The sequence below is a fragment of the Megamonas rupellensis DSM 19944 genome (assembly GCF_000378365.1).
Classification (GTDB): Bacteria; Bacillota; Negativicutes; order Selenomonadales; family Selenomonadaceae; genus Megamonas; species Megamonas funiformis.
Genome location: NZ_KB899572.1, coordinates 18264 through 39059, shown reverse-complemented (window position 1 = coordinate 39059; position 20796 = coordinate 18264). Strand labels below are relative to the sequence as shown.

Genomic DNA, 20796 nt, shown 5'->3' with positions numbered 1-20796 from the left:
AAATAGATACTAAATAATAATCTTTAATACAAATATTAAGTATAAAGAAAAGAGGTTTTTTTAATGGCTAATATATTAGAAGGATATTTAAATGGTAAAGATTTAAAAATTGGTATTGTAGTAGCTCGTTTTAATGAGTTCATTACAAGTAAATTATTATCTGGAGCAATTGATACACTTCGTCGTCATGAAACAAATGAAGATGATATTGATGTTGCTTGGGTACCAGGTGCATTTGAAATTCCTGTAGTAGCTAAAAAATTAGCACAAACAGGAAAATATGATGCTGTTATCTGCTTAGGTGCTGTTATTCGTGGCTCAACTACTCATTATGATTATGTATGTAATGAAGTATCTAAAGGTGTAGCTCAAGTAGGAATGAGTACAGGCGTACCTACTATTTTTGGTGTAGTAACTACTGAAAATATCGAACAAGCTGTAGAACGTGCTGGTACAAAAGCAGGTAATAAAGGTAGCGATGCAGCTATGGCAGCTATGGAAATGGCAAGCTTATTAAAGAAAATAAAATAATATTTTAAATAAATATAGATAAATATTAAAGAGGATATTTTTATAAAACATATAGAAATATCCTCTTTATTTAATTATTATTAGTTTACATGTTTACATGTAATTTTAGGGTTGGTGTTGAAATTTGTTTTGAAATATGGTATATTTAATAAAAAATCTCTCTAGAAGCCTTAAAATCTCCTGAGATTAGACATGATGAGTTTTATAATCTCTAAATGAATTTTATTATTTTAAAACGTAAGTTACCACGTTGAGTATTAAGTAAATACTTAAGCAAAAAAGAAAGGATTTATTGAAAAGGTGTAACCTTATAAAGTAATTTATAAGTTTTCAGTAATGGTGATAATTGTGATTGATGTATGGGATATAACTATACCAGAATTAACAGGCCAAGAAAATAGGAAATTATATATATATCTTCCAAATTCTTATAATGAAAAACCAGACGAATATTATCCTGTATTATATATGTTTGATGGACAAAATGTATTTTTTGATAGCGATGCCACTTATGGAAAATCATGGGGATTAAAAGAATATCTTGAATATACAAATACACAAATGATAGTAGTGGCTCCAGCTTGTAATCAAAATCCAGATAATGGTAGATTAAAAGAATATACACCGTATCCATTTAAAGATAAAACATTTGGGAATATCAAAAGTTTAGGGAAAATTACTATGGATTGGTTTGTCAATGAATTAAAGCCAACAATTGATAATACTTTCCGCACACTTTCTGATAGAAATAATACATTTATCGCAGGAAGCTCCATGGGAGGATTAATGAGTTTATATGCAATACTTGAATACAATCATATATTCTCTAGAGCGGCAGCTTTATCACCATCTATATGGACAGGTCCACAAAAATTAGCCAAAATGATAAAAAACGCTAATATTAATCCAGATACTGTAGTTTATATGGATTATGGTACAGAGGAACTTCCACGATACAAACATATGATACAAAAATTTGCGATGATATCTTCAATGTTGATGAAAAAAAATATCAGATTGAATGCTCGCATTGTACCAAATGGTACGCATAGTGAAGCAAGTTGGGAAAAACAAATTCCTTTCTTTGTTGAAACTTTATTATATGAAAAATAAAAAATAATAAGAGGTGAATTTTAGCTACTATATGTAGTGATAGTTTATGGAAGTACAGTATTTTAAAAGATATAGCTATAATTTAAATAGAGATATGGAATTTAAAGTATATGGTCATGCAGGTAGACCAGTTTTATATATTCCTTGTCAAGATGGGCGTTTTTTTGATTTTGAGAATTTTAAAATGACAGATACTTGGGCTCCATGGATAGAAAGCGGTCAAGTGATGGTTTTTTCCATAGATACAATGGATAAAGAAACATGGTCAAATAAAGGCGCTGACCCAAGATGGAGAGCAGAACGTCATGAACAATGGATGAGATATATTACAGATGAAATGGTTCCTTTTATGCGAGATATGGTGAATTTGCGCAATGGTTGGACTGGTTATCCTGGAATAATGGTCTTTGGCTGTAGCTTAGGTGCTACACATGCAACAAATTTATTTTATCGTCGACCAGATTTATTTGATAGATTATTGGCATTAAGTGGTATTTACACTGCAAGCTATGGATTTGATGGCTATATGGACGATATTGTTTATAATAATTCTCCTGTGGATTATTTAAAAAATATGCCATATGACCATCCATATATTCATTTATATAATCTAAAAAAATCTGTGATTTGCGTAGGCAAAGGAGCTTGGGAAATACCTTCTTCAACAGGTCAACTTGATGATATTTTAAGAGAAAAAAATATTAATACTTGGGTAGATTATTGGGGTTATGATTGTAGTCATGATTGGTATTGGTGGCACAAACAAGTAGCTTATTTTGTACCGTATTTACTAGGTTGAGATGAAGAGAGATGAAAAAAGATATTATAAAGAAAGGATATTATGATATTATCATGAAAAATTTTATATTTATATCTCCTAATTTCCCAGAAAATTATTGGCATTTTTGTAGAGAATTAAAAAATAATGGTTTGAATGTATTAGGTATAGGCGATGCTCCTTATGATAATTTATGCCCAGAACTAAAAGATAGTTTGAATGAATATTATAAAGTTGGCAGTCTTGAAAATTATGATGAAGTTTGTAGAGCAGTAGATTTCTTTAGAAATAAATATGGTGAAATTGATTGGTTAGAGTCTAATAATGAATATTGGTTAGAACGTGATGCTAGATTGCGTACAGATTTTAATATTAAAACTGGCTTTCACAATGAAGATATGCCAAAGGTAAAATATAAGTCTAGAATGAAAGAATTTTATGCTAGAGCAGGCATTCCTACAGCACGTTATCATATTGTGGATAGTTGGGAAAATTGTATGGCGTTTATTCAAGAAGTTGGTTATCCTGTAATTGTAAAACCTAATAATGGTGTGGGTGCTAGCTTCACATATAAGCTCAATAATCAAGATGAAGTGGCATATTTCTTTGCAACAAAATTTTCGCACATAGAATATATTATGGAAGAATACATATATGCAGAGATAAATTCTTATGATGCGATTATCAATTCTCATGGGGAGCCAATTTTTGAGATTGGTAATGTAACACCAATGTCACTCATGGATGTAGTAAATAATGCAGATAATAGTATTTTTTATATTTTAAATAATTTAGCTGATGATACACGTGCTATGGGTAGAGCGACAGTAAAAAGTTTTGGCGTAAAAAGTCGTTTTGTGCATTTTGAATTTTTCCGTTTATTGAAAGACCATGAAGGTTTAGGTAGAAAAGGTGAACTCATTGGGCTTGAAGTAAATATGAGACCAAGTGGCGGTATTAGCCCAGACATGATGAACTTTTCACAAAGTACCGATGTATATAAAATATGGGCAGATATGATAGCATATGATAGTTCCTTAAGAGGAATTGGTCAGACTGCTTTTTGTGCATTTGCTGGTCGTCGTGATGGTAAAAACTTCGTGATGAGTGATGAAGATATAATGCATAAATACGGCGCTAACATGAAGATGTCAGGACGAGTAGCTGATGCTCTTTCTGGGGCAATGGGAAATCAAATGTATATAGCTAATTTCAATACAAAAGAAGAAATGGACGCTTTTTATAATGATGTGTTAGCTTGTAGATAAACTTTAAAACTAAATATAAAAGACAAAAAAGATGAGATATTTTAAATAGATATCTCATCTTTTTATTTTGGATTTTTAGGCTATGCAGTAAAATAATAAGGGGAATAATTTAGTTTTGAAGGTGATAAAAGTGTTTGTAGAAGAAAGACATGCTTTGATTATACAAGAATTAAAAGAAAATGGTCGCGTGAAAGTAAAAGAATTGAGTGCAAAATTTAAGGTCAGTGAGGATTTAATTCGCAAGGATTTAGCTTTATTGGCTCAGCAAGGCAAATTGAAAAAAACGTATGGCGGAGCTGTATTAATAAAAGAAAATGTGCATCGCGAATTTGCTACACAAAGAAAATCCATTAATTTAGTAGCTAAGCAAAAGATAGCACAAAAAGCATTATCCTTGATAAAAGATGATTATGTTGTATTTTTAGATATATCTACGATAAATATTGAGCTGGCTTATCTCATTGCTAAAAGTGATTTGAAGGCTATTATTGTAACGAATATGTTGGAGATAGTGAATATATTGGCAAAATCAAATATAAGAGTAATTTTTATCGGTGGAGAATTTGATTTTGGCAAAGATGGTTTTGTGGGCAGCTTAACAATAGAGATGTTGAAAAATTTCCGTTTTGATTTAGCTTTTATGGGTGTTGTCAGTGTAGATATTTACGATAATGCAGTAACTACTTATATGGCAAATGATGGTATTACGAAAAAAGAAGTGTTAAATATTAGTAGAAAAAGTTATATGATGGCAGAAAGTGAAAAATTAAAACAATCGGGAAGTTATAAATATGCTAATATCGAAGATTTTCAAGGAATAATTACTGATGAGAATTTGACGGAAACAGAAGAAAAAGAATTGTTAAAATATAATATAGAAATTATCAGCAGATAAAATAATAATAAATAATAAAAAATAATATAAACTTGTTGACAATAATAAGAAATTTTATATAATAAAATTAATGAATGGAATTTTCTGACAGTTGCTTATAGTTGAGGAGAGTGTATTTATGATAAAAGAGCGCGTACAAATTTTAAAAGAAAAAATGTTGTCCCAACCTAGATATGTCAGTATAGAACAAGCATTAATTATTACAAAAACATATAAACAACATGAAAATGAACCTATAATTTTAAAACGAGCTTATGCACTAGCAAATGCTTTGCGAGAATTAGAAATCGGTATAGAAAATGAAGAATTGATAGTGGGAAATCGCACTAAAGGTGTGCGCTATGGCGTTGTTTTCCCTGAAAGCGGTATTTCTTGGGTGGATAGAGAGTATGAAACTATTCCAACACGAAAACAAGATAAATTTTTAGTAAGAGATGAAGATATAAAAATTTTTCGTGAACAGATAGTACCTTATTGGAAGGGCAAAAGTCTAGAAGATGTAATAAAACAAAATTTTGGACAAGAAATAAGTGCGATAAATAAAGTAGTAAAAATAAATCAAACAGACCATGCACAAGGACATATTTGTCCAAATGTAGAAAAGTGGCTGCAAAAAGGGGTCAGCGGTCTACTAGAAGATGCTCAAAATCATTATGAGAATGCAGATGAAGATAAGAAAAATTTTTATCAGGCAATAATTATTGTGATGAAAGCAGTACAAGATTTTATGCTTCGTTATCATGATTTATTGATTGCTACTGCCAAAACTGATGAAAAAAATAGAGCTAGCTTAATAAAAGTAGCCGATATTTGTAAAAATATCAGCCAAAGACCACCGCAAACTTTCCATGAAGCTGTGCAGGCTACATGGTTTTTATTCGTGATTTTGCATATGGAAAGTAATGCGTCTAGTTTTTCTCCAGGTAGATTGGATAAAATTTTATATCCATATTATATAAAAGATATAGAAAATAATATTTTAACTAAAGATGAATCTTTAGAAATTATTGAATGTCTATGGTTAAAATTCAATGAAATTGTTTATTTACGCAATCAGCATAGTGCAAAATACTTTGCAGGTTTTCCTATTGGCTTTAATATAGCTGTTGGCGGTGTAGATGAACAGGGTAATGATTTTAGCAATGATTTATCAGAACTATTTTTATCAGCACAAGAAGATTTAGGCTTGCCACAACCTAATTTATCGGTAAGACTTCATGAAAAAACTAATGATAAATTATTAAAACATGCTATTCGTGTAGTAGCCAAAGGCAGTGGAATGCCACAATTTTTCAATGATAAAGCTATCATTAAGGAAATGGAAAATTTAGGTGTAACTCATCAAGATGCTATGAATTATGCTATTGTTGGCTGTGTAGAACTCACAACTCAGGGCAATAATCTTGGTTGGAGTGATGCGGCTATGTTCAATATGAATAAAGTATTAGAGTTAACTTTAAATCATGGTAGATGTCTATTGACAGATAAACAGATGGCACCTGATTTGGGCTCACTTAGTACTTATAAAACTTTTGCAGATTTAGAAATAGCTTTAGAGCAAACAATGAATTATTTTGTAGAAAAGATGATTCCTTGTTGTGAAGCTGTGGAAAAAGGTCATATTGCAATATTGCCAACAGCATTTTTATCTAGTGTAATCGATGATTGCATGGAAAAAGGCATTGATGTAACAAAAGGTGGAGCAAAATATAATTTATCGGGAATACAATTTATTCAGGTGGCTAATTTGGCAGATAGTTTAGCTGTGATAAAACAATTAGTATTTGATGAACAAAAAGTATCAGCAAAAGTTTTAGAAGAAGCTTTGAAAAATAATTTTGTTAATCAAGAAATTCTTCGTCAAAAATTATTAAATCATGTACCTAAATATGGCAATGATATTGCTTGGGTGGATGAATTAGGCGTTAAATGGGCTAGAAAATTCAGAGCAAAACTCAGAGAATTTACAAATTATCGAGGTGGAGCTTATCATATGGGCATGTATACAGTTAGTGCTCATGTGCCTATGGGTGAAAATTTAGGAGCTAGTGCAGATGGTCGTTTATCGCAAACTCCATTAGCTGATGGTGGTATGTCTGCTGTATATGGTAGAGATTTAAATGGTCCAACAGCAGTACTGAAATCTGTTTCCCGTTTAGATAATAATTTGACGACAAATGGCGGATTATTGAATATGAAGTTTTTGCCAGAATTTTTCCAAACACAGACAGGTATAGATAAATTTGCTAATTTTTTAAGAACTTTTGTCGATTTAGAAATACCGCATATTCAATTTAATGTAGTGCGTAGAGAAGATTTACTAAAAGCTCAAAAAAATCCAGAACAATATAGTTCACTCACTGTTAGAGTAGCAGGTTATACAGCGTATTTTACAGAGCTTGCAGGGGAGTTACAAAATGAAATCATCGCCAGAACAACATATGATAATGTCTGAAGATAAAGGCTTAGTTTTTGATATTAAGCGTTTTGCTGTGCATGATGGGGCAGGAATTCGTACAACTGTATTTTTGAAGGGCTGCCCCCTTCGTTGTAAATGGTGTCAAAATCCGGAAGGATTGGATTATAAACAGCAAATATTATATCTAGAGAATAAATGTATAAAGTGCAAGACTTGTGAACATATTGCTCAAAATGATGCGATAAAATTTGTAGATGATAAGATGAATTTAAATCGTCAGCAAGATAGTAATTGGTTACAGGTAATAGAAGAATGTCCAACAAGAGCCTTGCAATTTGATAGTAAATACTATAATTTACCAGAAATTATGCAAGAAATAACGAAAGATGAAGCTTTTTTTAAATATGGTGGAGGCGTTACGCTTTCTGGAGGAGAGCCATTATTCCAACATGAATTTGCTTTAGCTATATTAAAAGCATGTAAGCAAAAGAATTTGCATACAGCGATAGAAACATCATTATTTGTCAAACAAGAAGTTTTAGCAAAAATATTGCCATATGTTGATGAATTTTATACTGATTTAAAAATTTTTGATAACGATTGGCATAAAAAATGTACAAATGTAGATAATCAAGTAATAAAAGATAATTTAAAGTTTTTATTGCAAACTGATAAAAAAGATTGTGTGATTGTAAGAACACCGCTTATTCCAACATTGACGGCTACAAAAGAAAATATTGAGCAAATCAGTAGATTTATTAGTAGTTGTTATGATAAAGTAAAGTATGAATTGTTAAATTACAATCCATTAGCAAAAGCTAAATATAGTTATTTAGATAAAAAATATTATTTTACAGAAAATCCTAAATTGTATAGCAATGCACAATTGCAATTTTTTTATGATATTGCTAAACAAAATGGAATAAAAAATTTAATTATTGAATAGGAGCGATAATAATGAAAATTTTAGTTGACCATGCTGACATTAATGCTATTAAAAAAATGTATGAATATTATCCTGTAGATGGTGTTACAACAAATCCTTCAATTTTGAAAAAAGCAGGAAGAAATCCTTTTGATGTTTTAAGTGAAATCAGAGCTTTTATCGGCAGTGAAGCTGAACTTCATGCACAGGTTATCTCTAAAGATGCACAAGGTATGATTAAAGAAGCTTATAAAATGCGTGAAGTATTAGGTGAAAATACTTTTATCAAAATTCCTGTAATTCCAGAAGGATTAAAAGCAATCAAAGCTTTAGCTAAAGAAGGCGTAAATATCACAGGTACTGCAATTTACAATCAGATGCAAGGCTTTTTAGCAGGTAAAGCAGGGGCAAAATATGTAGCACCATATGTAAATCGTATTGATAATTTAGGTGCAAATGGTATTCAAGTGGCAAAAGATATTCATGATATGTTGAAAAATGCAGGTCTTGAAACTGAAATTTTAGCTGCAAGTTTTAAAAATTCCCAACAAGTATTAGAGCTTGCTAAATATGGTGTAGGTGCAAGCACAATTGCTCCAGATGTAATTGAAAATCTCATCAAAGTTGATGCTGCAAGATGTGCAGTTGATGTATTTGTAAAAGACTTTGAAGCTCTTTGTGGCGAAAATAAAACTATGAATAATCTCTAATAAAAGAAGAAAAGATTTCTTGAATTTTCAAGAAATCTTTTTTGTTAGAAAGATATTTTTAGAATGACAAGTGCAAGTATGTATTTTTTTTTAGAAAAATGCTAGAATAATTTTATTATAAAGATAAAGAGGTGCTTTGATATGAAAATTGGAATTATTAGCGATACACATGGTTGTCATGAAAGATTTTCACTTGCTTTTGATAAATATTTTAAAGATGCAGATATGATTATTCATGCAGGAGATGTTTTATATCATGGACCAAGAAATCCTATGCTTTCCGATTATAATCCTGCCAAACTTGCAGAAAAATTAAATGCTTGTAGTATGCCTGTAGTTATCTGCCGTGGTAATTGTGATAGTGAAGTTGACACTTTAGTATTAGACATGCCAATTCAAGCACCATATACTTATGTAGTAGCAGAAGGTTTAAAAATAGTTACTACTCATGGTCATTATGTAGAAACAGATGAAGCAAAAGATAAAATGGCTAAAGCTTTAAAAGCAGATATTTTCATCTCTGGTCATGTGCATATCAATGTTTTAGAAAAAAGAGGAAATACAGTATTTTTAAATCCGGGTTCTCCATCACTTAGTAAACGTGAAGATAATAGAGCAACTGTAGCTGTATTAGAGGATAAAACTATTAAAATTATCGATATAGATACAGATGAAGTGATAATGACTTTGACATTATGATAAGAATTGCTATAATAAGTGAGGATACAAATGAAATCAGTTGTATCCTCTATTATTTTGTATAGGTAATTAGTATTTTTAGAAGAAAAGAAGAAATGGTAGGTAATTATGTTCAATATTAGAGAGCATCGAACACTGCGTCGGTTGGATTTACCTTTGACTTTAGCAGTCATTGGAATTTTAATAATAGGTCTTATTACAATAGCTAGTGCAACTCATGTAAATACACCTAGTGACGATAGATATTGGTATTTACAAAGGCAAGGTATGTTTGCAGTTGGTGGATTGATTTGGGCTTTTATGATAACGAATTTTTTTGATTATCGAGCTTTGAAAAATTGGGGTAGTAAGATATATATATTCAATTTAATCATGTTACTTGCTGTTATGTTTTTTGGACATGCAGCATTAGGAGCACAGCGTTGGATACAGATAGGGCCTGTGAGTATACAGCCTTCTGAGTTTTCTAAAATAATCATGATTATTGCTTTGGCGTCATTATTAGAAAGTAGAATTGGACATTTGAGTAAATGGAGAGAGGTAATACCAGTTGCTTTATTCGTTTTGGTGCCGTTTTTATTAGTAGCAAAACAGCCGGATTTGGGTACAGGCTTAGTATTCTTAGCTATTTTCTTGGGAATGATTTTTGTAGCTGGTATTAGTTTAAAAATATTAGGTATTGTATTTGGTGGTTTTTTAGCAATGCTGCCAATAATATGGCAATTTTTACATGATTATCAAAAAATGCGTATTATGGTATTTATTGATCCAAATGTTGATCCATTAGGCTCGGGATATCATATTATACAATCGAAAATAGCTATTGGTTCTGGAATGCTTTTTGGTAAAGGTCTTTTTGGCGGTACACAAAGTCAATTAAATTTCTTGCCTGAAAATCATACGGATTTTATTTTCGCTGTAGTTGGTGAAGAATTTGGTTTTATTGGTGCAGCATTTTTATTATGTCTGTATTTAATCGTATTGTGGCGTGGTGTTAAAATAGCGCGAGAATGTAAAGACGCTTTTGGTATGTTATTAGCTTCAGGAATTACCTCTATGTTAGCTTTCCATTTATTAGTAAATGTAGGTATGACAATGGGGGTTATGCCAGTAACAGGTATACCACTTCCTCTTATGAGTTATGGTGTAAGTTCATTGTTGACGAATGTAACATGTTTAGGCTTATTGATGAATATTCATATGAAGCAACAAAGTTTACACTTTTAATTTTTAGTTGAAAAATTAATTTTCATTATTCGTTTTAAAATAATATGGAGATGTAGTGAAATCTTTTCCATATGGTTTAAACGGATTAAAGCATAAATTATATAATTCAGTAGCGTAAGTATCTATAGCTAACATTTCTTCAAACGTTGTCAATTTTTGTTGGCAACGTTTTTTGCTGTCTAAATATGATGTTGTTTTAGTTATAATAGGAATAGAAGCATTTTTTTTCATTTGTTTAAGTAATTCTGTACCCTTATCATTAAAAGCTAAAACACGGGCATATAAAGCGCCTGTATCATCAAATCTTTGTATAAGGTCTTTAGTTATATTTAGTAGTAAATATAATGTTAAGCGTTGTAAATTTGTCAAAGGATATCTTTTCGATTTTAATTTTTGAAAGAAATCTTGTAAATTGATAGCTTCATTGGCAGTTTTTAACAATTTATATTCTAATCCTTCGCGAATACCATAAATTTTTGTTAATTCATCAAGTTTAGCTAGTCGTAATTTACTGATTAAATTAGTAAACAGATAATCTAAATGAGGTAAATCTTTTGTTTGATGAATTTCTTGCAAAAGAAAATAAGTTTCATCTGGTACAACTTGTTTAAGCTTGGAAAAGTTGCTATTATTTGTATATAAAGAATGGCGAATGGCTGTACCACTAGCAAAATTTTCTTGATAATTCAAGTCATTATGTTCTGCTTTCATGCGTTGAATAATATTTACGGTTAAAGGCTTTTCTAAATTTAAATTAGCTTTTAAATATTCAATGCCTAAAATAGTATTAGGTGCTTTTAAAATATCTTCAGAAATATTGGTGAGATTACTTAAAACTTCACTAGTTACAGCAGCATATGATTGACCATCAGCAAGTTTATTTTTTAACATTTGTTGAAATTTTTCACTTTGAGAAGTTTGAGCAATAAATGTTAACTCTTTTTCATTAGTGTATTCGCTACCAAAACAAATAGTATCTACACAGTGTAATTTATGCAGTAAATCAATGCCACCTTTGGCAAAATATTGGGCGCTACGAACGGCAAATACAAAAGGAAGTTCAATGACTAAATCAATGCCATTAGCTACAGCAAGTTTAGCTCTTTGCCATTTATCAACTAAGGCAATTTCTCCACGTTGTGTGAAATTACCACTCATAACAGCGATGAAATAACTGTCAGGAAAATTTTCTTTATGTTTTTGAATGAGATATTTATGACCATTATGAAATGGATTATATTCACTAATAATTCCAGTTATTGACATTTTTAATTCACTTTCTTTGATTTTTATTTTATAATTTTTTTAGCGATAAAAAATATTTTAGCATAGAAGTAAAATTTTTCCTAAAAATTTTACTTGGATTGTTTGACAAAATATATAGCTACGGCTATAATGAATTGAGGTTGATTGCAATGATGAAAATAAATGTATCGGAAATAGCTGAACAAATTGGTCATGAAAAGGCTTTTAGTTTTGATGCAAAACCCGAAGACATTGGGCCACTTTTAGATGATTGTAAATTAGAAGGTCCCATCATGGTCAAAGGAACCGCAACTAATACTGGTACTTGTTTTCGCTTAGAGGGAAAGATTTTTTGCACTATTTCAGAGATTTGTGATAGATGCTTAGAATATTTCCAGACAAAAAGTGAATATTCTTTTGCGGAAGAATATACAAGAGATGAAGAATTTGCAAAAATTAAAGAGATAAATCATTTTGACGGCGATATTATTAATATCGGCGATTTAGTGCGTGATATTATAATTTCTGCTCAGCCGACAAAACATTTATGTTCCAAAGATTGCAAAGGATTATGTAGTGTATGCGGTGCTAATTTGAATAAAACCGAATGCGGTTGCAATAGGGAAAGTATTGACCCAAGACTTGCAGCTTTGCAGGATTTATTGAAAAAATAGGTAAAAGCAATTTAGCTTGAAGAACCTTTAGTTATTTAAGGAGGTGTGTAGTAAATGGCAGTACCTAAGCGTAAAATGTCAAAAGCTCGTCGTGACAGACGTCGTGCTAACTGGAAATTAGAAGCTCCTGGTTATGTTGCATGCCCTCAGTGTCATGAACCAAAAATGCCTCATCATGTTTGCACTGAATGTGGTTATTATGATGGTAAAGAAGTTATCGCTTCTGCAGAATAATTTTCTGGAGCGAATTAGTATGCTCCCTTTATAGATATAGTGATATTAAATTTCTCTATCTATAAAGGGAGCATATTTTATTTTATAGTAAAAATAAATGTATTTTTGAGTTGGATTTTATCTTGTATAGTCAATTAGTTAAGGGAAATTATACTTGCCAATTAGAAAAAAAGTTTGTATAATAACCAATTGTAACTGATTATATTATCTGGTACTAAAAGTTGGTGTGAAGGATGACACGTGAAAAAAAGCGAATAAGACAAAGTCTATTAATAGATTATGTGAAATCCAAACCCTTCTTTACGGATGAGGAATTGGCAAAACTTTTGAATGTTAGTATACAGACTATTAGGTTAGACCGTTTAGAGCTAGGTATACCAGAGCTTAGAGAGCGAGTAAAACAATTAGCTGAAGCTACGCAGAAAAAAGTTAAATCTATTAGTAGTAGTGAAGTTTCTGGGGAACTATTAGAATTAGAATTGGGAAAATCAGGCATTTCGCTAATGAATATCACTGAAGATATGGTTTTTGAAAAAACTAAAATAGCAAAAGGTGCATATATGTTTGCACAGGCAAATTCATTAGCATTAGCATTGATTGATGCTCCCATGGCGGTAACAGGTGTTGCTAATATAAAATATAAAGCTCCAGTTCGTGTTGGCGATAAATTAATCGCTAAAGCAGAGTTAAAACACAAACGAGGAAATAAATTCTTTGTTTGGGTGAAAATTAAAAATGTTACAGAAGAAGTTTTTAGAGCAAAATTTATTCTTGTTTCATTAGAAGATAATGGAGGATCCGAGGTATGAAAATTGCAGTAGATGCTATGGGCGGAGATTTTGCACCTAAAGAAATTGTAGCAGGTGCAATACTTGCAGCTAAACGCTATGATTGTGAAATTGTACTAGTCGGTGATCAAACTCAAATTCAAAAAGAGTTAGATAAAAATTATCCAGAATGGAGAAAAAGTACCATCTCCATTCATCATGCTAGTGATGTAGTGGGCATGGGTGAACACCCTGGAGTAGCAGTGCGTAGAAAAAAAGATTCTTCTATCGTTGTAGCTACTCGTTTAGTAAAAGAAGGCAAATGTGATGCTGTATTATCTGCAGGCAATACAGGTGCAGCAGCAGCATCAGCGTTATTTATTTTAGGCAGAATAAAGGGAATTGATAGACCTTCAATTGCTACACCTATACCTACAGGAAAAGGTAGCGTTACTTTATTGTTAGATTCAGGTGCAAATGTAGATTGTAAACCAAAGCATCTTTGCCAAAGTGCATTGATGGGGTCAATCTATGCCAAATGTATGCTAGGATTAGAAAATCCAGCTGTAGGTTTATTAAATATTGGTGAAGAAGCAACTAAAGGCAATGAACAGGCTCAAGCGACATATCCTATGTTAAAAAGCATGAAAACTATTAATTTCAAAGGAAATGCTGAAGGTCGAGATGTACCAACAGGTCAATTTGACGTGGTAGTTTGCGATGGATTTGTAGGAAATGTTGTTTTAAAATTTGCTGAAGGTTTAGCAAAAACTTTAGTTAGTTTAGCTAAAGAAGCCATAAATAAGGGTGGTATATTAGCTAAATTAGGAGCATTAATGTTAATGCCTGCCTTAAAAAAATTAGGAAAAGATATAGATGTTTCTGAATATGGTGGAGCTCCTTTACTAGGAGTAAATGGTTGTTGTATAATATCTCATGGTAGTTCTAATGCAAAAGCTATTTGTAGCGCTATTAGACAGGCCAGTGAATTTGTACAAAAAGATGTAATAACTCAAATTCGAGACAATATAGACAAGGAGGAGATTTGGAGCCATGACACTGAAGTTAAATAGTGCAGGCATTATTGGAATAGGATATCATGTTCCAGAAAAAATCCTCACTAATGCAGATATTGAAAAATTAGTAGATACTAATGACGAATGGATAACAGAACGTACAGGTATCAAAGAAAGACGTATTTCTGCAAAAGATGAGCCAACATCAGAATTAGCGTATAAAGCTGCTATTAAAGCTTTAGAAGATGCGAAAGTATCTGCTGAAGAATTAGATATGATAATAGTAGCGACAATCTCTGCCGATTGTAATACCCCATCAACAGCATGTATTTTGCAAGAAAAATTGGGAGCTAAAAATGCAGCAGCTTTTGATTTATCTGCGGCATGTTCTGGTTTTGTTTATGGGTCTGCAATTGCAACACAGTTTATTGAAACTGGCGTTAACAAAAAAGTATTAGTTGTAGGTGCTGAAACATTATCTAAATTTGTAAATTGGCACGACAGAAATACTTGTATCATCTTTGCTGATGGAGCAGGTGCTGCTGTATTTGGTGAAGTTGAACAAGGTTATGGTATGTTATCTTTTGATTTGGGTGCTGATGGAAGTGGCGCTACCACTATTGAAATTCCAGGTGGGGGAAGTAAACATCCAGCAGACCAAGAATCTATAGATAATCATATGCATTGCTTGCATATGAACGGAAAAGAAACATTCCGCTTTGCTGTAAAAGCAATGGGTTCTACAGTAATGAAATCTTTAGAACGTGCTGGATTACAAAAAGAAGATATTGATTATTTAATTCCGCATCAGGCAAATATTCGTATTATTGAATCTGCAGCAAAACGTTTGCATTTACCAATGGATAAAGTATTTGTAAATATAGAAAAATATGGTAATGCATCAGCGGCATCTATTCCAATTGCAATGGCTGAAGCTTATCAATCTGGAAAATTGAAAAAAGGCGAAATCATAGCTCTTTCTGGTTTTGGTGCAGGTCTTACATGGGCATCTTGCATTATGAAATGGGCTAAGGAGGACTAAACAATGTTCGAAAATAATCCTATCTGTAAATTATTAAATATTAAATATCCAATTTTTCAGGGTGGTATGGCTTGGCTTGGTACAGCTGAATTAGCAGCTGCAGTATCTAATGCTGGTGGTCTTGGAATAATTGGTGCTGGACATATGCCTCCTGATCTTTTAAGAGCTGAAATTCAAAAAGTAAAACAATGGACAGACAAACCATTTGGTGTAAATATCATGCTTATGTCTCCATTTGTTAAAGAAGTTATTCAAGTAGTGCTTGATGAACGTGTACCAGTTGTAACAACAGGGGCAGGAAATCCTGGTGAATATATACCTGCATTTAAAGAAATTGGTACTAAAGTAATACCAGTTGTTGCATCAGTCGCACTTGCAAAACGTTTAGCTCGTACTGGCGTTGATGCACTCATTGCCGAAGGAACAGAAAGTGGCGGACATGTAGGTGAAATCACTACAATGACACTTGTGCCTCAAGTTGTAGATGCAGTAGATATCCCAGTTATCGCAGCTGGTGGTATAGCTGATGCTCGTGGCATGATGGCAGCATTTGCTCTTGGTGCTCAGGGCGTACAAATGGGTTCAAGATTTGTAGTTTCTAGTGAATGTATCGCTCACGAAAATTATAAAAAATTAGTTTTACGTGCAAAAGACCGTTCTACTGTTGTAACAGGTCGTTCTACAGGACATCCTGTACGTGTTATAGCTAATAAATTAACTCGTAAATTTGATGAATTAGAAAAAGCAAATGCACCAGTTGAAGAAATTGAAAAATTAGGTGCAGGTGGATTAAATCTTGCAGCAAGAAAAGGCGATGTAGAAATGGGTTCTGTAATGATTGGGCAGATTGCAGGTATGTTAAACGAAATAAAACCTGTTCAAGAAATTATAGATGATATCGTAAATAATCTTGCTAAAGTGATGGAAAACACACAAAACATTTGCAAATAAATAATAAATTTATAAAAATAATGGCGAAAGGGTGATTACTAAATGAGTAAACTCGCATTTTTATTTCCAGGACAAGGTTCTCAAGTAGTGGGAATGGGTAAAGATTTTTATGACAAATATGATATTGCGAAAAAGTTATTTAAAGAAGCTGATGAAGCACTTGGTTACTCCATCATGGACATGTGCTTTAACGGACCAGCAGAAGATTTAAAACTTACAGCAAATACTCAACCTGCTATTTTGACTATGAGCGTTATTTGTAACGAATTATTAAAAGAAAACGGAATTGCTCCAGAAATCGTAGGCGGTCATAGTTTAGGTGAATACTCTGCACTTGTAGCAGCAGGCTCTTTAAAATTTGCAGATGCAGTATATCTTGTTCATAAACGTGGTATGTACATGCAAGAAGCTGTTCCTGTTGGTGAAGGCGGAATGGCAGCTGTAATTGGTCTTGATCGTGATAAAATTGTAGAAATATGTGAAGAAGTAAGTGCAAGCACTGCTTTAGTACAGGCTGTAAACTTCAACTGCCCAGGTCAGATTGTAATTGCAGGTACTGCTAAAGGTGTAGAAAAAGCTAGTGAAGAAATGACAAAAGCTGGTGCCAAAAAATGTGTTATTTTACCAGTTAGTGCACCATTCCATAGTAAATTAATGGAACCTGCAGCTGAAAAACTTGCTGTAGAACTTGATAAAGTTGTTGTATCTGATGCTACTATTCCAGTAGTAACAAATGTTACAGCTGAAGCTTTAACAAAAGCAGAAGATATCAAAGTAAGTCTTGTAAAACAAGCTGCAAGCCCTGTAAAATGGGAAGATTGTATCGCAACAATGAAAGATTTTGGTGCTGATACTTATGTTGAAGTAGGTCCTGGTAAAGTTTTATGTGGATTTAATAAACGTATTGACCGTAAATTGAAATCTTTAAACGTAGAAAATATAGAATCTCTTGAAAAAACTCTTGACTATTTCAAGGAGGTTCGATAATATGCTTTTAGATGGTAAGGTTGCGTTAGTAACAGGAGCATCTCGTGGAATTGGTCGTGCAGTTGCTATTGAACTTGCAAAAGAAGGTGCTACTGTAGCTATCAATTATGCAGGAAATGTGGCTGCTGCTGAAGAAGTAAAGAATATAATTACTGATATGGGCGGCAAAGCTATGATTGTTCAAGCTGACGTTAGTGATGAACAGGCTGCTAGTGAAATGGTAGAAAAAGTAATAGCTGAATTTGGACAGATTGATATTTTAGTAAATAATGCGGGTATAACTCGTGATGGTTTATTCATTCGTATGAAATCTCAGGATTGGAATGCTGTTATTAATACAAATTTAACAGGTATTTTTAACTGTACAAAAGTAGCAGCAAAATATATGATGAAAAAACGTTCTGGAAAAATTATCAATATGACTTCTGTTTCTGGTATAATGGGAAATATAGGTCAGACAAATTATTCTGCTGCTAAAGCTGGTGTAATTGGTTTTACAAAATCTTTAGCTCGTGAAATGGCTAGTCGTGGTATTACCGTTAACGCTGTAGCTCCTGGTTTTATTGCTACTGATATGACAGCAGCTATGCCAGAAAAAGCACAGGCTCAAGTAGTGGGCTCTATTCCACTTGGCAAAATGGGTCAGCCAGAAGATATTGCAAATGCAGTAGTATTTTTGGCATCTGATAAGGCTTCATATATTACAGGACAGGTTGTCAATGTAGATGGCGGTATGGTAATGTAATAATGAATAAATAAATAAAAGGTTATTCTGAGGAGGAGGTGACGAGGAATGGCTACTTTTGATAAAGTAAGAGATATCGTTGTTGATCAGTTAGGCGTTGAAGCTGATGAAGTTAATATCGATTCTACTTTCATCGACGATTTAGGTGCAGATTCTCTTGACATTGTTGAATTAATCATGGCTTTCGAAGAAGAATTCGGTATTGAAATTCCTGACGAAGCTGCTGAAAAAATTAAAACAGTTCAGGACGTTGTATCCTATATAGACCAAAATAAATAATTTTAGCGTTTCCTTAGAAAAGTCCCGTGGTTACTCCACGGGACTTTCTAAAGATAATAGAAGAAAAGCGGATTGGAGGAGTTATTTTTGAAACTTCCTGAATTGAAAATTGGCAATAAAATTGCAAAAGTACCTATTATTCAGGGGGGCATGGCTGTTAGATTATCAACGGCAAGACTTGCAGCTGCTGTCGCTAATGAAGGCGGCATTGGTTTGATTGCTGCATCTGGTATGCCTACTGATGAATTAAGGTATGAAATTCGCTTGGCGCGATCTTTAACGTCTGGAATTATTGGTATTAACATCATGGTTGCAGCTAGAGGTTTTAGTGAAATTGTAAAAACTGCTATCGAAGAAGGTATTGACCTTGTAGTAGCTGGTGCAGGATTTTCCCGCGATATGTTTGGTCTTGGACAAGAATCTGGTACACCAATCGTACCGATTGTTTCATCTGTTAAATTAGCGAAAATATCCCAACGTCTTGGCGCTGCTGCTATTGTGGTTGAAGGAAAAGAAGCTGGCGGACATTTAGGAACTAGTACATCTATACGTGAATTAATTCCTGATATCGCAAAAGCTGTGGATATTCCTGTTGTTGCAGCAGGCGGAGTGCTTTCCGGTCAAGACATTGTTGATCTTATAAAGATGGGCGCAAGTGGTGTACAAATGGGTTCACGCTTTGCTGCCAGTGAAGAATCCAATGCAGCTCCGGCTTTAAAAAGATTTTATTTAAAATCTAAACCGGACGACATTGTAGTTATACACAGCCCAGTAGGTCTTCCAGGACGTGCTGTAAGAAATCCATTTGCAGATAAAATAATGGTAGGCCCAGTTCCTCCAAAAGGATGTAAAGCATGTTTAAAGAGCTGTAAACATAATTTCTGTATAATTGATTCATTGATTCGTGCAGAACAGGGAGACGTAGAAAATGGTCTGGTATTTACAGGCGAATATATACACAGAATCAAAGAAATATTGCCAGTTAGAGAGATAATTTCTAGAATAAAATCGGAAGTTGCGGCAATAGATTAAATGAGAGGTGTTTGTTTTGACAAATAGAGTAGTTATTACTGGTTTAGGAGCAATTTCCCCTATCGGTATTGGTAAAGATGCTTTTTGGCAAGGTCTTCTTGCAGGTAAAAGCGGTATAGATAAAATTACACATTTTGACGCTAGTGATTTTAAAGCTCAAATTGCAGCAGAAGTAAAAGATTTTAATGCTGCTGATTTTATCGATAGAAAAGAAGCAAAACGCATGGATAGATATACTCAATTTGCTATTGCAGCAACTAAACTTGCGTTTGAAGATGCAAATATGGATTTATCTAAAGAAGATAAAGAACGTATTGGCGTATTTATTGGTAGTGGTATTGGTGGTATTGAAACATTACATGATCAATACAATACTATATTCACTAAAGGTCCAGGTCGTGTAAGTCCTTTCTGCGTGCCTATGATGATTAGCAATATGGCAGCAGGCATGACTTCTATTACATTTGGTCTTCAAGGCCCTAGCGTTTGCCCTGTAACAGCTTGTGCAACTGGTACAAATGCTATTGGTGATGCTATGCGTGTTATTCAGCGCGGTGAAGCAGATGTAATGGTTGCTGGTGGTACAGAAGCGTGTATTTCTCCACTTCCAGTAGCAGGTTTTGCTTCTATGAAAGCTCTTTGCACAGATATGAACGACAATCCACAAAAAGCTTCTCGTCCATTTGATAAAAACCGCAGTGGTTTTATCATGGGTGAAGGTGCTGGTATTGTTATTTTAGAAAGCTATGAACATGCAGTAGCTCGTGGTGCTGAAATTTATGCTGAGCTCGCAGGTTATGCTTCAACTTCTGATGCTTATCATATGACTAGCCCAGATCCAGAAGCAAAACAGTCTGCTCGTTGTTTCACAAATGTAGTAAAAGATGCAGGTCTTGAATTAACAGATATTGATTATATCAATGCTCATGGTACATCTACTCCATTGAATGAAAGAACTGAAACAGCAGCTATTAAACGTGCTTTTGGTGATCATGCGTATAAATTATCTATCAGCTCTATTAAATCCATGATAGGACACCTTCTCGGTGCTGCTGGTGGTATTGAATGTATCGCTACAGCTTTAGCTGTTAAAAATGATATTATGCCTGCTACAATCAACTATGAAACTCCAGATGAAGAATTAGATTTGGATTATGTACCAAATGTTGCTAGAGAAAGAGTTATCAATGCAGCTATTTCTGATTCTTTAGGTTTTGGCGGTCATAATGCAGCTATTTTATTGAAAAAACTTAAGTAAA

At 33.1% G+C, this 20796-nt stretch carries 22 protein-coding genes; 21 read left to right on the top strand and 1 reads right to left on the bottom strand.

Going from position 1 to position 20796, the window contains the following annotated elements; genetic code table 11:
• Positions 1-63: 63 nt before the first annotated feature.
• From ribH to rodA, 10 genes are all read left to right on the top strand, one after another.
• Positions 64-531, top strand: a complete 468-nt coding sequence (ribH, locus tag F553_RS0103895) for a 6,7-dimethyl-8-ribityllumazine synthase (RefSeq protein ID WP_008538641.1) — start codon at positions 64-66, stop codon at positions 529-531.
• 348 nt (positions 532-879) lie between these two features.
• Entirely contained in the window at positions 880-1644 is a 765-nt protein-coding gene (locus tag F553_RS0103890; protein ID WP_018999069.1) for an alpha/beta hydrolase, read from the top strand.
• 46 nt (positions 1645-1690) lie between these two features.
• On the top strand, positions 1691-2443 hold the full coding sequence (locus tag F553_RS0103885) for an esterase family protein (RefSeq protein ID WP_018999068.1): 753 nt from the start codon (positions 1691-1693) through the stop codon (positions 2441-2443).
• Positions 2444-2496: 53 nt separating this feature from the next.
• A complete protein-coding gene (locus F553_RS0103880; protein WP_026296917.1) occupies positions 2497-3690 on the top strand; it encodes an ATP-grasp domain-containing protein in 1194 nt (397 codons plus the stop codon).
• A gap of 130 nt (positions 3691-3820) precedes the next feature.
• Positions 3821-4585 (top strand): DeoR/GlpR family DNA-binding transcription regulator, encoded by a 765-nt coding sequence (locus tag F553_RS0103875; protein ID WP_018999066.1) that lies wholly within the window; start codon positions 3821-3823, stop codon positions 4583-4585.
• Between the two features lie 118 nt (positions 4586-4703).
• On the top strand, positions 4704-7040 hold the full coding sequence (locus tag F553_RS0103870) for a glycyl radical protein (protein ID WP_018999065.1): 2337 nt from the start codon (positions 4704-4706) through the stop codon (positions 7038-7040).
• Positions 7003-7950, top strand: a complete 948-nt coding sequence (locus F553_RS0103865; RefSeq protein WP_018999064.1) for a glycyl-radical enzyme activating protein — start codon at positions 7003-7005, stop codon at positions 7948-7950. The genes F553_RS0103870 and F553_RS0103865 overlap by 38 nt, the downstream gene beginning before the upstream one ends.
• An 11-nt stretch (positions 7951-7961) precedes the next feature.
• On the top strand, positions 7962-8639 hold the full coding sequence (locus tag F553_RS0103860) for a transaldolase family protein (RefSeq protein ID WP_008538632.1): 678 nt from the start codon (positions 7962-7964) through the stop codon (positions 8637-8639).
• 141 nt (positions 8640-8780) lie between these two features.
• Entirely contained in the window at positions 8781-9338 is a 558-nt protein-coding gene (gene yfcE, locus F553_RS0103855; protein ID WP_008538631.1) for a phosphodiesterase, read from the top strand.
• Between the two features lie 108 nt (positions 9339-9446).
• The gene (gene rodA / locus F553_RS0103850) at positions 9447-10565 is read left to right on the top strand and encodes a rod shape-determining protein RodA (RefSeq protein WP_033405476.1); all 1119 of its coding nucleotides are present in this window, start codon (positions 9447-9449) and stop codon (positions 10563-10565) included.
• 15 nt (positions 10566-10580) lie between these two features.
• Here the strand turns inward: rodA and F553_RS0103845 are convergent, their stop codons facing one another.
• Entirely contained in the window at positions 10581-11831 is a 1251-nt protein-coding gene (locus F553_RS0103845) for a nucleotidyltransferase (RefSeq protein WP_018999062.1), read from the bottom strand.
• Positions 11832-11980: 149 nt separating this feature from the next.
• Here F553_RS0103845 and F553_RS0103840 point away from each other — a divergent pair, with 149 nt between their 5' ends.
• The 11 genes from F553_RS0103840 (at position 11981) to fabF (ending at position 20795) form a co-directional block, all read left to right on the top strand.
• Positions 11981-12484, top strand: coding sequence for a YceD family protein (locus tag F553_RS0103840; RefSeq protein ID WP_008538628.1), 504 nt, complete (start codon positions 11981-11983; stop codon positions 12482-12484).
• 54 nt (positions 12485-12538) lie between these two features.
• A complete protein-coding gene (gene rpmF / locus F553_RS0103835) occupies positions 12539-12718 on the top strand; it encodes a 50S ribosomal protein L32 (RefSeq protein WP_008538627.1) in 180 nt (59 codons plus the stop codon).
• 233 nt (positions 12719-12951) lie between these two features.
• Complete coding sequence (gene fapR, locus F553_RS0103830; RefSeq protein ID WP_008538625.1) at positions 12952-13527, top strand: transcription factor FapR; 576 nt, start codon at positions 12952-12954, stop codon at positions 13525-13527.
• Positions 13524-14558 carry a phosphate acyltransferase PlsX gene (plsX, locus tag F553_RS0103825; RefSeq protein WP_008538624.1) on the top strand — a complete coding sequence of 345 codons (1035 nt, stop codon included), beginning with the start codon at positions 13524-13526 and terminating at the stop codon, positions 14556-14558. The genes fapR and plsX overlap by 4 nt, the downstream gene beginning before the upstream one ends.
• Complete coding sequence (locus F553_RS0103820) at positions 14539-15543, top strand: beta-ketoacyl-ACP synthase III (protein ID WP_018999061.1); 1005 nt, start codon at positions 14539-14541, stop codon at positions 15541-15543. The genes plsX and F553_RS0103820 overlap by 20 nt, the downstream gene beginning before the upstream one ends.
• A 3-nt stretch (positions 15544-15546) precedes the next feature.
• Complete coding sequence (gene fabK / locus F553_RS0103815; RefSeq protein WP_008538622.1) at positions 15547-16494, top strand: enoyl-[acyl-carrier-protein] reductase FabK; 948 nt, start codon at positions 15547-15549, stop codon at positions 16492-16494.
• A 42-nt stretch (positions 16495-16536) separates the two neighbouring features.
• Positions 16537-17481 carry an ACP S-malonyltransferase gene (gene fabD / locus F553_RS0103810; RefSeq protein ID WP_018999060.1) on the top strand — a complete coding sequence of 315 codons (945 nt, stop codon included), beginning with the start codon at positions 16537-16539 and terminating at the stop codon, positions 17479-17481.
• Between the two features lies 1 nt (position 17482).
• On the top strand, positions 17483-18226 hold the full coding sequence (fabG, locus tag F553_RS0103805; RefSeq protein ID WP_008538620.1) for a 3-oxoacyl-[acyl-carrier-protein] reductase: 744 nt from the start codon (positions 17483-17485) through the stop codon (positions 18224-18226).
• Between the two features lie 48 nt (positions 18227-18274).
• Entirely contained in the window at positions 18275-18505 is a 231-nt protein-coding gene (locus F553_RS0103800; RefSeq protein WP_008538619.1) for an acyl carrier protein, read from the top strand.
• Positions 18506-18592: 87 nt separating this feature from the next.
• Positions 18593-19537 (top strand): NAD(P)H-dependent flavin oxidoreductase, encoded by a 945-nt coding sequence (locus F553_RS0103795; RefSeq protein WP_008538618.1) that lies wholly within the window; start codon positions 18593-18595, stop codon positions 19535-19537.
• 16 nt (positions 19538-19553) lie between these two features.
• Entirely contained in the window at positions 19554-20795 is a 1242-nt protein-coding gene (gene fabF, locus F553_RS0103790; protein WP_008538617.1) for a beta-ketoacyl-ACP synthase II, read from the top strand.
• The last annotated feature ends 1 nt before the right edge of the window (position 20796 follow it).

Coding starts and splice junctions, on each gene's coding strand:
- ribH (WP_008538641.1), top strand. CDS start 64: ATGGCTAATATATTAGAAGGATATTTAAATGGTAAAGATTTAAAAATT.
- F553_RS0103885 (WP_018999068.1), top strand. CDS start 1,691: ATGGAAGTACAGTATTTTAAAAGATATAGCTATAATTTAAATAGAGAT.
- F553_RS0103880 (WP_026296917.1), top strand. CDS start 2,497: ATGAAAAATTTTATATTTATATCTCCTAATTTCCCAGAAAATTATTGG.
- F553_RS0103870 (WP_018999065.1), top strand. CDS start 4,704: ATGATAAAAGAGCGCGTACAAATTTTAAAAGAAAAAATGTTGTCCCAA.
- F553_RS0103865 (WP_018999064.1), top strand. CDS start 7,003: ATGAAATCATCGCCAGAACAACATATGATAATGTCTGAAGATAAAGGC.
- F553_RS0103860 (WP_008538632.1), top strand. CDS start 7,962: ATGAAAATTTTAGTTGACCATGCTGACATTAATGCTATTAAAAAAATG.
- yfcE (WP_008538631.1), top strand. CDS start 8,781: ATGAAAATTGGAATTATTAGCGATACACATGGTTGTCATGAAAGATTT.
- rodA (WP_033405476.1), top strand. CDS start 9,447: ATGTTCAATATTAGAGAGCATCGAACACTGCGTCGGTTGGATTTACCT.
- F553_RS0103845 (WP_018999062.1), bottom strand. CDS start 11,831: ATGTCAATAACTGGAATTATTAGTGAATATAATCCATTTCATAATGGT.
- F553_RS0103840 (WP_008538628.1), top strand. CDS start 11,981: ATGATGAAAATAAATGTATCGGAAATAGCTGAACAAATTGGTCATGAA.
- rpmF (WP_008538627.1), top strand. CDS start 12,539: ATGGCAGTACCTAAGCGTAAAATGTCAAAAGCTCGTCGTGACAGACGT.
- fapR (WP_008538625.1), top strand. CDS start 12,952: ATGACACGTGAAAAAAAGCGAATAAGACAAAGTCTATTAATAGATTAT.
- plsX (WP_008538624.1), top strand. CDS start 13,524: ATGAAAATTGCAGTAGATGCTATGGGCGGAGATTTTGCACCTAAAGAA.
- F553_RS0103820 (WP_018999061.1), top strand. CDS start 14,539: ATGACACTGAAGTTAAATAGTGCAGGCATTATTGGAATAGGATATCAT.
- fabK (WP_008538622.1), top strand. CDS start 15,547: ATGTTCGAAAATAATCCTATCTGTAAATTATTAAATATTAAATATCCA.
- fabD (WP_018999060.1), top strand. CDS start 16,537: ATGAGTAAACTCGCATTTTTATTTCCAGGACAAGGTTCTCAAGTAGTG.
- fabG (WP_008538620.1), top strand. CDS start 17,483: ATGCTTTTAGATGGTAAGGTTGCGTTAGTAACAGGAGCATCTCGTGGA.
- F553_RS0103800 (WP_008538619.1), top strand. CDS start 18,275: ATGGCTACTTTTGATAAAGTAAGAGATATCGTTGTTGATCAGTTAGGC.